The 12,891-nt window shown below is 60.9% G+C and carries 13 protein-coding genes and 2 pseudogenes; 7 read left to right on the forward strand and 8 right to left on the reverse strand.

The features are described 5' to 3' along the window. Nucleotides 1-22 precede the first annotated feature (22 nt). Nucleotides 23-718: pseudogene (locus tag AB4O35_RS27970) on the reverse strand (methyl-accepting chemotaxis protein); the annotation flags it as partial. Nucleotides 719-977: 259 nt separating this feature from the next. On the opposite strand from AB4O35_RS27970, the gene AB4O35_RS27975 reads away from it, so the two are divergent. Continuing rightward, nucleotides 978-1,997 carry a transporter gene (locus tag AB4O35_RS27975; RefSeq protein ID WP_065875391.1) on the forward strand — a complete coding sequence of 340 codons (1,020 nt, stop codon included), beginning with the start codon at nucleotides 978-980 and terminating at the stop codon, nucleotides 1,995-1,997. A gap of 139 nt (nucleotides 1,998-2,136) precedes the next feature. Beyond that, the gene (locus AB4O35_RS27980) at nucleotides 2,137-3,753 is read left to right on the forward strand and encodes an inorganic phosphate transporter (protein WP_065875390.1); all 1,617 of its coding nucleotides are present in this window, start codon (nucleotides 2,137-2,139) and stop codon (nucleotides 3,751-3,753) included. 124 nt (nucleotides 3,754-3,877) lie between these two features. Here the strand turns inward: AB4O35_RS27980 and AB4O35_RS27985 are convergent, their stop codons facing one another. From AB4O35_RS27985 to AB4O35_RS27995, 3 genes are read right to left on the reverse strand one after another with little or no spacing between them, the layout of a single operon-like run. After that, nucleotides 3,878-4,852: a 5-oxoprolinase subunit C family protein gene (locus AB4O35_RS27985; protein ID WP_065875389.1), complete on the reverse strand. Its 975-nt coding sequence runs from the start codon at nucleotides 4,850-4,852 to the stop codon at nucleotides 3,878-3,880. After that, complete coding sequence (locus AB4O35_RS27990; RefSeq protein WP_065945869.1) at nucleotides 4,849-5,727, reverse strand: 5-oxoprolinase subunit B family protein; 879 nt, start codon at nucleotides 5,725-5,727, stop codon at nucleotides 4,849-4,851. The genes AB4O35_RS27985 and AB4O35_RS27990 overlap by 4 nt, the downstream gene beginning before the upstream one ends. 58 nt (nucleotides 5,728-5,785) lie before the next feature. Further along, the gene (locus AB4O35_RS27995; protein ID WP_065945868.1) at nucleotides 5,786-6,544 is read right to left on the reverse strand and encodes a 5-oxoprolinase subunit PxpA; all 759 of its coding nucleotides are present in this window, start codon (nucleotides 6,542-6,544) and stop codon (nucleotides 5,786-5,788) included. Between the two features lie 121 nt (nucleotides 6,545-6,665). On the opposite strand from AB4O35_RS27995, the gene AB4O35_RS28000 reads away from it, so the two are divergent. Beyond that, nucleotides 6,666-7,583, forward strand: coding sequence for a LysR family transcriptional regulator (locus AB4O35_RS28000; RefSeq protein WP_065875386.1), 918 nt, complete (start codon nucleotides 6,666-6,668; stop codon nucleotides 7,581-7,583). On the opposite strand, the gene AB4O35_RS28005 is transcribed toward AB4O35_RS28000, so the two are convergent. Next, a complete protein-coding gene (locus AB4O35_RS28005; RefSeq protein WP_065945867.1) occupies nucleotides 7,580-8,476 on the reverse strand; it encodes a LysR family transcriptional regulator in 897 nt (298 codons plus the stop codon). The genes AB4O35_RS28000 and AB4O35_RS28005 overlap by 4 nt on opposite strands. A gap of 105 nt (nucleotides 8,477-8,581) precedes the next feature. Here AB4O35_RS28005 and AB4O35_RS28010 point away from each other — a divergent pair, with 105 nt between their 5' ends. Then, nucleotides 8,582-9,340: an SDR family NAD(P)-dependent oxidoreductase gene (locus tag AB4O35_RS28010; protein ID WP_065875384.1), complete on the forward strand. Its 759-nt coding sequence runs from the start codon at nucleotides 8,582-8,584 to the stop codon at nucleotides 9,338-9,340. On the opposite strand, the gene AB4O35_RS28015 is transcribed toward AB4O35_RS28010, so the two are convergent. Further along, on the reverse strand, nucleotides 9,297-9,758 hold the full coding sequence (locus tag AB4O35_RS28015; protein WP_065875383.1) for a multidrug/biocide efflux PACE transporter: 462 nt from the start codon (nucleotides 9,756-9,758) through the stop codon (nucleotides 9,297-9,299). The two genes, AB4O35_RS28010 and AB4O35_RS28015, sit on opposite strands and share 44 nt — an antisense overlap. An 89-nt stretch (nucleotides 9,759-9,847) precedes the next feature. Here AB4O35_RS28015 and AB4O35_RS28020 point away from each other — a divergent pair, with 89 nt between their 5' ends. Next, a complete protein-coding gene (locus AB4O35_RS28020) occupies nucleotides 9,848-10,702 on the forward strand; it encodes a LysR family transcriptional regulator (protein ID WP_065945866.1) in 855 nt (284 codons plus the stop codon). A gap of 47 nt (nucleotides 10,703-10,749) precedes the next feature. Here the strand turns inward: AB4O35_RS28020 and AB4O35_RS28025 are convergent. After that, nucleotides 10,750-10,986, reverse strand: a pseudogene (locus tag AB4O35_RS28025) (SRPBCC domain-containing protein); the annotation flags it as partial. A gap of 136 nt (nucleotides 10,987-11,122) precedes the next feature. On the opposite strand from AB4O35_RS28025, the gene AB4O35_RS28030 reads away from it, so the two are divergent. Both AB4O35_RS28030 and AB4O35_RS28035 read left to right on the forward strand, forming a co-directional pair. Beyond that, nucleotides 11,123-11,611, forward strand: a complete 489-nt coding sequence (locus AB4O35_RS28030) for a GNAT family N-acetyltransferase (protein ID WP_065881060.1) — start codon at nucleotides 11,123-11,125, stop codon at nucleotides 11,609-11,611. A gap of 20 nt (nucleotides 11,612-11,631) precedes the next feature. Further along, a complete protein-coding gene (locus AB4O35_RS28035) occupies nucleotides 11,632-12,237 on the forward strand; it encodes a pyridoxamine 5'-phosphate oxidase family protein (RefSeq protein WP_065945865.1) in 606 nt (201 codons plus the stop codon). Between the two features lie 42 nt (nucleotides 12,238-12,279). Here AB4O35_RS28035 and AB4O35_RS28040 read toward each other — a convergent pair whose 3' ends face one another. Then, the gene (locus AB4O35_RS28040) at nucleotides 12,280-12,762 is read right to left on the reverse strand and encodes a GyrI-like domain-containing protein (RefSeq protein WP_065945864.1); all 483 of its coding nucleotides are present in this window, start codon (nucleotides 12,760-12,762) and stop codon (nucleotides 12,280-12,282) included. Nucleotides 12,763-12,891 lie beyond the last annotated feature (129 nt).

Here is a 12,891-nt window from a genome sequence, read left to right on the forward strand (position 1 = left end):
TGGCCACGCGCTCGGCGAAGCGACCGTGGCTCAGTTGCGTCACGTAATCGATCAGGCTGCGGATCGGCAGGATCAGGTTACGGTTGATCAACCACAGGCTGAACAGACCGATCAACACACCGGACAGCAACATAACCGCCAGGCCCACCAACACGGTGCGCTCAGCGTAGGCGCTGATGGCTTTGGATTGTTGGCTGCCTTGCGCACGCAGGTCGTTGACCAGTGCACTCATCTGCTCGCTGGCAGCGCGGTCCACGCCCTTGACCGCCGTGTCGCCAGCGGTTGCATCGCCGCCCGCGGCTACGTAGGCATCGCGGCCCTTCTGGTAGGCCACGCCGAGTTGCACGTGTTCCTGGCGCAGGGTTTCGATACGCCGGCTCAGGGTCGGGTCGCCGATGGTCTGGGTGACCAGCCGCGTGAGGATGCCTTGCACATCGCGCTGGCGGTCCTGGAACTGGCCCCAATATTTCTCCATGTCCTGAGGCTGCTTGCCGCGTAGCAGGACGTTTTTCCATTCCTGCACCTGCACTTTGAATTGCAGGTTGGCCTCGTCAATCATCTGTGAAGTCAGTAACGGCCCATCAATCAAACTGCGATAACTCTGCACCCCGTTGGACAGGAAGTTGAAACACGCCAGGGCGATCAGCAAGATCGCCAACAGGCTGCCACCGAGCAGCGACAGGATTTGTGCTCTCAAGGAGGTTCGCAAAACATTCATCGGGGAAAAGCCTCGATACAAGGAATTGGTGCGTGCACGCCTAACGTCCTTGTTGTTAAAGCACCGCCCATCCACAGCGGTTCATAACGCCCTGAATCGGCCGAGCTAGAGGCTTCTTGAACGGTTGCTGACAAACGGTCAAATAAATGTCACCGCAACGAAATAATTCCAGAATCGTCACAAAACTGTCATTTCCCCTTGCAATGATCGCCCACGCGACCTGTGAAACGTCCTACAGGCCATTTCTCTGCGAGCCCCCATGAACCACAGCATTGATCACAGCCACCAGGATCCCGATCTGTTTGGCTTGCTCTACGGTTTCCGTTTTCGGCCCGGTGAGAAGGGCGAGCAGATAGATTCGGCCACGGCGCTTCAGGCCCTGCAGCAACCGGCCGACCCGGAAGAGTTTTTGTGGCTGCACCTGAACCTGGCCCACGCGGCGTGCGAACGCTGGATGCAGGCACACCTGGACCTGCCGGAAGAGTTCTTCGAAGCCCTGCATGAAGGTTCGCGCTCCACGCGTATCGAACATGTCGACTCGGCCTTGCTGGCCGTGGTCAACGACGTGGTGTTCAACTTCAGCAGCATGGTGTCGTCGGATATTTCCACGCTCTGGGTCTGCGCCCGCAGCCGTCTGTTGATCAGTGCGCGCCTGCAACCGCTGCACTCGGTGGACAAGTTGCGCTCATCGGTGAAAGCCGGTGAGCGCTTTCGCTCACCGCTGGCCCTGCTGGTGCACCTGCTGCGCGACCAGGGTGAAGTACTGACGCAGATCGTGCGCAAGACCAGCATCAGCGTCGACCATATCGAAGACCAGTTGCTGTCCTCGCGCTTGTCCACCAACCGCGCCGAACTGGGTGCCGCGCGCCGGGTGCTGGTGCGCCTGCAACGCCTGCTGGCGCTGGAGCCGGGCTCGCTGCTGCGCCTGCTGAATCGCCCGCCGCAGTGGCTGCAAAAGGAAGACGTGAAGGAATTGCGCAAGTCCACCGAGGAGTTTGCGCTGATCATCAACGACCTGATGGCCCTGGGCGAACGCATCAAGCTGTTGCAGGAAGAGATCGCGGCCAACCTCAACGAGCAAAGCAACCGCACGTTGTTCACTCTCACCGTGGTGACGGTGCTGGCATTGCCGATCAATATCATCGCCGGTTTTTTTGGGATGAACGTCGGGGGCGTGCCGCTTTCACAGGATCCGGAGGGGTTTTGGATATTAGTGGCGTTGGTGGCGACCTTCACGTTAATCGCCGGACGCTGGGCATTCCGCAAATTCTCAAGCTGAAATGATATCAACTGTGGGAGCTGCGGTGCTTTATGGACCGGCGGCAAATCCAATTCCCTAAACACTGACCTGCGGCAGCATCTCTGTAACATTCTGCAATGACTATGAACGGCATCCTCACAACACTGGATGCTCCGGCATGGCCACCCCTTCCTTGACTGCCTCCACCCACACCTCAGTTGCAGACCCCAAACCCAGGCTGGACAAGAAACCCAGCCTGGTGACGGTGATCATCTTCTTCGCCGTACTCGCCATGGGCCTGTTGTTTACCGCCTACAGCCTGATGCATGACATGCACGAAATGGGCGCGCAACTCACCACCTGGACACCGTTCCTGCTATTGGGCGTAGCGCTGTTGATTGCCCTGGGGTTCGAGTTCGTCAACGGCTTCCACGACACCGCCAACGCGGTGGCGACGGTGATCTACACCAACTCGCTGCCGCCCCATTTTGCGGTGGTGTGGTCGGGCTTTTTCAACTTCCTCGGCGTGCTGCTTTCCAGCGGTGCGGTGGCGTTTGGCATCATTGCGCTGCTGCCGGTCGAGCTGATTTTGCAGGTGGGCTCATCAGCCGGTTTTGCGATGATCTTCGCGCTGTTGATCGCCGCCATCCTGTGGAACCTCGGCACGTGGTGGCTGGGGTTGCCGGCGTCGTCTTCCCACACGCTGATTGGCTCGATCATCGGCGTTGGCGTGGCGAATGCCTTGATGCACGGGCGTGACGGCACCAGCGGTGTGGACTGGAGCCAGGCGATCAAGATCGGTTACGCCTTGCTGCTCTCGCCGCTGATCGGCTTTGCGTTTGCGGCGATGCTGTTGCTGGCCCTGCGCGCCTTCGTCAAGAACCGCGCGCTGTACAAGGCGCCGAAAGGCGACACGCCACCGCCGTGGTGGATCCGCGGCATGCTGATCGCCACCTGCACCGGCGTCTCCTTCGCTCACGGTTCCAACGATGGGCAGAAAGGCATGGGCCTGATCATGTTGATTCTGGTCGGCACGCTGCCGATGGCCTACGCGCTGAACCGGGCGATGCCCGCCGAGCAGTCGTTGCAGTTCGCGGCCGTGGCCGAAGTCACCCAGGTCGCCCTGGTAAAAAGCGCGCCGCAAGCGCTGACAGGCGACCCGCGTCCGATCCTCTCGACCTACGTGCGCACCAAGGAAGCCACGCCGGAACTGGTGCCCGCCCTCGCCGCGCTCGCCGGGCAGATCGGGGATGAAGTCAAAGGCTACGGTTCCCTGGCCAAAGTGCCCGCCGAAGCCGTCGGCAACGTACGTAACGACATGTACCTGACCAGCGAAACCATTCGCCTGATGGACAAGGGCAAGGTCGGCAATTTCGACGCCGACACCCAGGGCAAGCTGCAACTGTTCAAGCAACAGATCGACAGTTCCACACGCTTCATTCCGCTGTGGGTGAAAATCGCCGTGGCCATCGCCCTGGGCCTGGGCACCATGGTGGGCTGGAAGCGCATCGTGGTGACAGTCGGCGAGAAGATCGGCAAGACGCACCTGACGTATGCTCAAGGCGCCTCGGCCGAGATGGTGGCGATGCTGACCATCGGCGCGGCGGACATGTACGGGTTGCCGGTGTCGACCACGCATGTGCTGTCGTCGGGTGTGGCAGGGACCATGGTGGCGAATGGCGGTGGGTTGCAGATGCGCACTATCCGTAATTTGCTGATGGCGTGGGTGCTCACATTGCCCGCGGCCATTCTTCTTTCGGGCAGCCTCTACTGGCTGTTCACCAAACTCTTCTGACACAACTCAGAGCAAAAATGTGGGAGCTGGCTTGCCTGCGATAGCGGATTAACATTCAACACATTTGTTGACTGAAAGATCGCCATCGCAGGCAAGCCAGCTCCCACAGTGGTTTTGCAGGTATTCAGTTGTTGAAGAGTCCAGTCATCGCTTTGACGCGTTTCTTGTACACCCGCCGCGCCTCCAGTGCTTCCTCCAGCGTCACCGCCACAAACCCCGCCCGCTGGTTCGGCTGCATCTGCCCGATCAAGTCCAGATCGGCACTGATCACCGTGCCAATCATCGCGTACCCACCGCCCGACACCGCGTCCCGATGCAACACGATCGGCTCCAACCCGGCCGGCACCTGGATCGAGCCGATCGGGTAGCAACTGTCGACGATATTAGAAGGATCGGAGCCCGCGCCAAACGGCTGCTCCCGTGGCTGAAAGCTCAGCGCACTGCCGCCTTTGAAGCGATAGCCGATGCGGTCGGCTTCGGAACCCACTGTCCAGGGCTCGGCAAAAAAGCTGTTTTTGGCCGCATCTGTCAGCCGCTCGTAATACAGCCCCGGCACCACGCGCAGGGTCACATCACCGCCCACCGAACGGCGCAACGCCATCGGTAAACTGTCGCCCGCACGGCCCGTACCACTGGCGTCACCGATGGGCAATTCGTCGCCTTCCTGCAAGCGCCGACCGTGAAACCCGCCGAGTGCGCCGAGGGTGTAAGTCGAACGACTGCCGAGCACCAACGGCACGTCAATACCACCGGCCACCGCGAGATACGTCCGCGCGCCGGCCTTGGGAAATTCAAAGCGTAAAACCTGCCCGGCGCGCACCTGGAACGCGGTGTCCTGGTGCACGACTTCACCGTCCAGGCGCGGCGACATCAAGGCACCGCTGAGTGCCACCAACGCGTCCTGTTGAAACGCCAGTTCGGGGCCTATCAGCGTGCATTCCAACCCCGCCGCGCCGACCGGATTGCCCACCAGGTGATTGGCTGCGCTCAATGCATATTGGTCCAACGCACCCGACGGCGGGATGCCCAAGTGGTAATAACCTTCGCGGCCAAGGTCCTGCACGGAGGTGGCGAGGCCGGGTTTGAGCACCTTGATCATGCCAGCGCCTCCTGCAGGGATTTCGGATAACCCATGGGGTCGGCGAGAAAGGCGTCGAGGGAAAATTCCACCGGGCGGATGCGCAGGTCGAAACGTCCTGCGTCCACTTCGGCCACCGCCAGGTCGTAGGCGTCACGGTCCATCGGTTTGAACTGCACGATATCGCCGGGACGGAAGAACACCATGTGTTCCTTGAGGTACGCCAATTGCTGCGCCGGGTCGTAGATCGGCGCCGGGGTCACGCCGAACATCTGGTAGCCACCTGCGCCGCGTACCGAGTAGATGCAGCCGAAACAGCCACCATGGCCGAGGGTCAATTTGGGTGTGTCGGTGCGCGGCCGCAGGTACTTGGGCACCTGCAATTGACGCTCGCGCTCGACCATCTGGAACATGAACGGCAAGCCCGCGACAAAGCCGACCATCGACACAAACCACGGCGCGCCACTGTGGGCGGCGATAAACGCATCCACATCGGCCAGGCCATTGATACGCGCCGCGTACTCAAGGTCGGTGCCGCTGGGGTCTTGGTGGCGGTCGCGAAAGCGCATCAGGGTTTCATGGGTCCAGGGGTCGTTGTAGAGCACCGGAATTTCAATGATGCGCGTGTGCAGGGTGCGTTCGGCCACGGCCTGGGCTTCGGCGGTCTGCACCGCATCGAGCAATACATGGGGCGCGATGCGGTCGGGGTCGAAGCGAATCTGGAACGATGCGTTGGCCAGGCACACGTCCAGCACGCCCTCCAGCGCCAGGCGCTCCACCGCACGCGTCACGGCCATGCCTTTGAAAAAGGCCTCCAGCGACATACTCTCGCTGACCTCGGCAAACAGGTGTTCATCACCGCCGAAGCTGTAGCGGATGGGGGACGTTTCAGCCATGTCTGTTCCTCTTGGAATCATTGTAGAAAGGCAGGCGAAAAAAAATGATGTTTCGATCTTATTGAGGTGTTTTGACGGTGATGCCCGCTTGGTCCAGGGCTTCGCGGGTCGCCTCCACCAGTTCAAGCGCGCCGGGCGTGTCGCTGTGCAGGCAGATGGAATCGAATTCGATAAACAAGTCTTCGCCTTCTACGGTGCGCACCAGACCGGTCTGACACGCACGCAGGACTCGCGCCGCCACGGTCGCCGGATCCAGCGCCCGCACATTGCGCGTAAACACGATGGAGCCCGTCAGATCGTACTCACGGTCGGCATAAAACTCGCGCACCACCGGCTGCCCGAGTTCCTGGGCGACGCGCCAGATCACTGAGTTGGGCATGCAGTACAGCAGCAACGTCGGCTCGATGATTTGCAGGTTTTGCACCAGCAGCCGCGCGGCTTCTTCGTCGCGGGCGAGGTGCATGTACAGCGCGCCATGGGGTTTGATGTGTTGCAGGGTCATGCCCTGGGCGCGCGCGATTTCACGCAGCGCGCCGAGCTGATAGAGCATGTCGTCCACCAGCTCCTGGGGCGGCGCGTTGATGTGGCGCCGGCCGAAGCCGACCAAATCACGGAAGCCAGGGTGCGCACCGATAGCGACACCCAGTTGCTTGGCACGCTCGACGGTACGGCGCATGGTGCCGGGGTCACCGGCGTGAAAGCCGGTGGCGATATTGGCCGAGCTGATATAAGCCATCAGCTCCGCGTCGACGCCGTCGCCAATGGTCCAGGGGCCGAAGCCTTCGCCCATGTCTGAGTTGAAATCCACTGCCTGCATCAGGGTCGCTCCGCCAAAAGGTGATATTGGAAAGTAGGCTGCCGCTTGACCCCTTGGGAAGATCTATTATCAGATGGCCCATCTTCTGAAAATCAGATAGCCCTACGTTTTGGAGAGGCAGATGTCCCTGACCTTGCGCCAAGTCCGCTATTTCGTCGCCACGGCTGAGATTGGCCAGATTTCCCAGGCGGCGATTCACCTGAATATCTCCCAATCGGCAGTGACCACGGCGATCAAGGAATTGGAGGCCATGCTGGGTGTGCAACTGTTCGTGCGCTCGGCCCAGGGCATGAACCTGACCGATGCCGGCCGGCACTTTCTCAACCGCGCCTATGTGATTGTGCGCAGTGTCGATGATGCGTTGAACAGCCCGTTGCCCGACTACCGCGCCAGTGGCGTGTTGCGCCTGGCGGCCAGCTACACGGTGCTCGGCTACTTCCTGCCCCACCACCTGCAGCGCATGGAACACTGGCACCCGGACGTGACCATCGAGGTCTTTGAACAGGAGCGCCAAGCCATCGAACAAGGTTTGCTCGACGGCCAGTTCGACATGGCGGTGGTGCTCACCGCCAACCTCACCCACCCGGATATCGTCTCGGAAATCCTGTTCAATTCGGAACGTCGCCTGTGGCTGCCCAGCCATCACCCCCTGTGCGAACGCGGCGCCGTGAGCTTGGCGGATGTGGCCCAGGAACCCTACATCCTGCTCACCGTCGACGAGGCCGAACACAGCGCCATGCGCTACTGGGAACAGGCCGGGCAAACGCCAGGGGTGCGGCTGCGCACCAGTTCGGTGGAGGCGGTGCGCAGCATGGTTGCCAATGGCAGCGGTGTGGCGATCCTGTCAGATTTGGTGCACAGGCCTTGGTCACTGGAAGGCAAACGCATCGAAACCCTGACCGTCACCGACCCGGTAACGCCCATGAGCGTCGGCCTGGCCTGGCACCGTGAGCGTGCGTTTACCCCGGCGATGCAGGCGGTGCGCGATTACTTCCACGACGCGTTCCTGGCGCCCCAGCAGTTGTCGGCACGACGCTAAAGCCGGGCTTGCAAGGTGGCAGCAAGCCAGTCCATGAATACCCGTACACGCTGCGGCAAATGTCGCTGGCCGGCGTAAAGCAGCGAGACATCCAGCGGGGGTGCCGGGTAGTCCGGCAATAGCGCCACCAACTCACCGCTTTCCAGCAGGTCACGAATGCCCAGCGCCGGTACCTGGGTAATGCCGAAGCCGCCGAGGCACGCCGCCCTGTACGCATCGGTGCTGTTGACTGTCACCCGCCCGGCCATGGGAACGCGCTGCACCTTGTTGCCCTGCACGTATTCAAAGCCCGCCGAGCGTGAGCCCAACGGCCGCACGTAATGCACCAACTGATGCTGCGCGAGGTCGGCCAGGGTCTCGGGCACGCCGTAACGTTGCAAGTACGCCGCGCTCGCGCAGTTGATCATCGGCAGGTTGCACAGCAAGCGTGCCACTACGGTCTGGTCCGGTTGTGCGCCGACGCGCAGCACGCAATCAAAGCCTTCCGCGAGCAGGTCGACCTGACGGTCGGTGGTGCTGATTTCCAGCTCGATCAGCGGGTGCGCGTCCATGAATGCCGGCAGTTGCGGCAGGATCAATTCCCGCGCCATCACGTTGGGCATGTCCACACGAATACGCCCGCTCAGCTGCGCTTCGTCCTGGCGAAACAGCCCTTCCAGTTCCTCCATGTGCGACAACAAATCCTTGCTGCGCTCATACAACACGCGGCCGTCCTGGGTCGCCTGGACCTTGCGCGTGGTGCGTTGCAGCAGGCGAGCGCCGAGCAGTTCCTCCAGCGCCTGCACATGCTCGGACACGGTTGAACGCGGCAGGCCCAGGCTCTCGCCTGCCTGGGTAAAACTCGACAGTTCGGTGACGCGCACGAAGGTGCGCAGCAGCTCAAGTTTGTTCATGGGATTGTTCGCTCTATCCGGCCAGTGATTCCGGTTTAACCCTGTTTATCACGTTATGACCGGACAAATACACTCAGTCTCACCACTACTTCAGAGGACTTCACCATGACCCGTAAAATCGCATTGATCACCGGCGCCAGCCGTGGCCTGGGCAAAAGCGCCGCACTGCACCTGGCGGCGCAAGGCGTCGATATCATCGGCACTTACCACAGCAAGGCCGACGAGGCGCAGGCCGTGGTCGCGCAGATCGAACAATTGGGTGGCCGCGCGGCGATGCTGCAACTGGATGTCAGCCAAAGTGCGAGCTTCAATGAGTTTGTTGGCAGCGTCGGCGATGTGCTCAAGGCGGTTTTCGCACAGGATCACTTCAACTTTCTGGTCAACAACGCCGGCATCGGCGCCCACGCCAGCTTTGCCGACACCACTGAAGCGCAGTTCGACCAATTGGTGGCTATCCACTTCAAGGGGCCGTTCTTTCTTACGCAAAAACTGCTGCCGCTGATCCGCGACGGTGGCCGCATCCTCAACATCTCCAGCGGCCTAGCGCGGTTCAGCCTGCCGGGCTATTCAGCGTACGCGTCGATGAAAGGTGCGATGGAAGTGCTCACGCGCTACCAAGCCAAAGAGTTGGGCGTTCGTGGTATCACCGTCAACATCATCGCGCCTGGTGCCATTGAAACCGACTTCGGTGGTGGCGCCGTGCGCGATAACGCTGCCCTCAATACCATGGTCGCCAACAACACCGCCCTGGGCCGAGCCGGCTTGCCGGACGACATCGGCGGGGCGATTTCGAGTTTGCTGGCCGACGGCAGCAACTGGATCACCGGTCAGCGCATTGAGGCTTCGGGGGGGATGTTTCTTTAAGCCCCAGGAGCTTCTCGCGCAGCACGTCATAGCCCCAGTGATACACATAGGTGTACGGCAGGAAAAACAGCAGTACACCTATGTCGAGGATGAACGCCTGGATCAGGCTGATGTTCAGCCACGCCGCGATCAGCGGCACACACACCAGAATCAGCCCGCCTTCAAACAGCAACGCATGCAACACCCGCGTCCACGGCGTGTTGGCCAGTTGCAGGCGCGCTTTTAGGCGGTCGAACAGGCCGTTGAAGATCACGTTCCAGGTCAGCGCGATCAGGCTGATCGCCAGGGTGACCATGCCCATTTCCAGGGCGGGCTTGTCCATGATCCACGCCAGCAATGGGGTGCAGATCAACAATGCCAATCCCTCAAAACCGATGGCTTGGCAAACACGTTCAGTAACCGACTTGGTAGGGCTCATAACCAGCGCTCTGTGAGTGACGAGGGTTGCCATGTTTACCCTTTGACTCGATACTTCATAACCAATAACCATCGATCAAGGCGATAGTCATGGCCTCCCATGAAGTGCTGCAGGCGTTCGTACAGGCAGCTACGCAAGGCTCGTTTTCCGCAGCGGCGCGCAAGCTGGGCAAGAGCCAGTCCACCGTCAGCGCGGCAGTGGCGAGCCTGGAGATTGATTTGGACGTGGTGCTGTTTGACCGCACTAGCCGCAAGCCGACACTGACCCCGGCCGGCCATGTGTTGCTGCAACGCGCCGAGCAGGTGCTGGAGGCCAGCAGTCGTTTGGAACTGGCGGCGAGCCAACTGGCCCAGGGGTTGGAGCCGAAGCTGACCATCGCCATGTCCGATACTTACCAGTCCGATCGCTTCGAGATCGCGCTCAGCGCCTTTGAGCAGCGTTACCCGGACCTTGAACTGGAATGCCTGATCGCTGAGTGCGAGGACTTGATGGCCTTGGTGCAAAGTGGCCGTGCGCACCTCGCTTTTATTGAAAAACAGGATAACTACCCGCCTGACCTCACCGGCGCGCCGGTAGCAGAAAGCACGGAAATCTCACTGTTCGTCGCGGCCAGGCACCCACTGGCCAAACTGAAAAACATCCCCGCCGACACGCTGCAGCAGCATCGCGAACTGCGCCTGGCCAGCATCATCAACCCGACTGAAACCCGCCCCAGCGGCCGCGTGTGGTCGGCGCCGAGTTACTTGATGTTGATGGAGATGGCGCAACTGGGCTTCGGCTGGGCACCGCTGCCGCGCTGGCTGGTGGAGCGTTTTGATGGCGGCCAATTGGTGGAGCTCAAAGCACGCAGTTGGCCGCGCTCGGTGGCGGTGGACGCGTTGTGGTCGCGGCAGCACCCGCCGGGGCCGGCGGGGAGTTGGTTGTTGGGCAAGATGCTCGAGTGATCCCGACCAGACAATGAAGATCAAATGTGGGAGCGCCTACCGTTAGCTCAATCCCTCATGCCTTCGGTGACCAGCGTCACCAGCCGATCCAGGCTCTGGCCCCAGCCGTCATGAAACCCCATGGCCTCAGGGGCTTTTTTATCTTCAGCGCTCCAGTGCATGGCGCGGGCGGTGTAGAGGGTCTTGTTGCCGTCGACCTCTTGCAGGGTCACTTCAGCGGTCATGAACGGCTTACCCGACGGGATCCAGCCCGGCGTAAACGCGTCGGTAAACACCAGGCGCCGTATTGTTGTGTTCAGAGATTCAATGGGCGCACGGGGCTCACTATAGTTCGCGTCGCTCAAGGTTTCCGGTCGACCCGACAGACGCCAAACCCGCTAGAATCCCCGCCTCTTTGTAGGATTTCGGATGCGCCCCCCCATGGAAACCCGCCTCGTCCCCTATGAGACGCTGAGCCTTGTACAGAAACAGCAGCTCGACACCCTGCAAGTGCATCCCGAGCAACTGGCGTATTCCGGTGATATCTACTGTGCGCTGAACAGCCTGCTGGTCAATCCCAATCCCGACGCGATCAAAGGCTTCGCCCTGCTCGCCGACGACCAGCCCGTGGCCTTCCTGTTGCTCAAACGCCCACCTTGCCTGCCCCATTGGGCGCATGAACACAGCGCGACGCTGCATGCATTGCAGGTGGACCGGCACCAGCAAGGGCGCGGATTCGGCAAGGCGTGTTTGCAGGCGTTGCCGGCGGCGGCATTGCAAGCGTGGCCACAGATCAAGGGCTTGGAGTTGTCGGTGGACGCGGACAATGTGGCGGCGATGCGGCTGTATCTGGCAGCAGGCTGGGTGGACAGTGGGGAGGCGTACAAGGGGCGGATTGGGTATGAGCGCCGGTTGGCGTTAGTATTTTGAACGGTAAGGAGGTGGTAAGCATGCTGGCAACCCTCGAACAACTCGACACTCTCTACGGCCTCCCCCACGAGCGCGCCGTGCGCAAGGAAATCCCGTTTCTCAACGAGGACTACCAGGCCATGGTGCGGGCGTCGCCGTTGGTGGTGGTGAGTTCGTCCGGGCCGGACGGCATCGACGGTTCGCCACGCGGCGATGTGCCTGGGTTTGTGCGGATTGTGGATGAGCGCACCCTGGCGATTCCGGATCGGCCGGGGAACAACCGCGTGGATACATTGCGCAACCTGATCCAGGACCCGCGGATTGCCTTGCTGTTCATCATTCCGGGGATTGGCGAGACCTTGCGCGTGAATGGCCGGGCGCAGATTTCCATCGAACCTGCGCTGCTGGAGAGTTTTGCGGTGAATGGCAAGCCGGCGCGGTCGGTGATTCTGGTGCAGGTGGAGGCCGCGTATTTCCACTGCTCCAAGGCGTTTGTGCGCTCGGACTGCTGGAACCCGGAGAAACAGTTCGACCGCTCGGCGTTGCCGTCAGCGGGGGCGTTTCACAAACGGCTCAATGATGGGCAGTTCGACGCCGAGGCGTATGACCGGGAGATGCCGGAGCGGGTCAAAAATACGTTGTACTGATATCCCGCAGAAGCCGGCTAGCCGGCTTCTGCAAGGCAGTCGTCAGCCTCTTTCGCCAACCGGCAACCAGATCTCCACCGTCCCGGTGCCTTTGCGCCCATCAAAGTCCGCACTGTACCGCTCGAAATCCGCACCCATCACTTTATAGCCCGAGTGCGGCAGCCATTCGAACATGATGCGCTCGTATGTTTGCTCAAGTGCCTGCACCGGCCCGTAATGCGGGAACACGGCATAGTTGAGCGGCGGAATTTCGATAGACTCGAAGTTGCTCGGCACCTCGGCTTTGCTCGGGACTTCAACACCGGCCATGTAATCGAATTCGCCATGATGGGGGTTATGGCAAACGCCATACGTCACGCCGCCCACGCGCTGCTTGATGTCCTTGATGCAGGTATCGAACAACTCCCAAAGCTTGGGGATATCACCCACGGTGGCCTTTGAATAACGCCCTTGTACGCCGGCAATCACCAGGGCCTTGCCCGCTTCCATGCGCGGTTCTAACGGTTGTTTTGTCTGCTGATCCATACGAACAGTCTCCTTCTTATGAGGGAACAAACCCGCATCGAGTATAGGGGCATATCCGTATTGGACTCCATGCAGAAAATTTTCCTACGCATCTGGACAACTGGCCATCACCGACCGTATTGTCTGCCC

This window comes from Pseudomonas sp. H1_A03 (assembly GCF_054685145.1).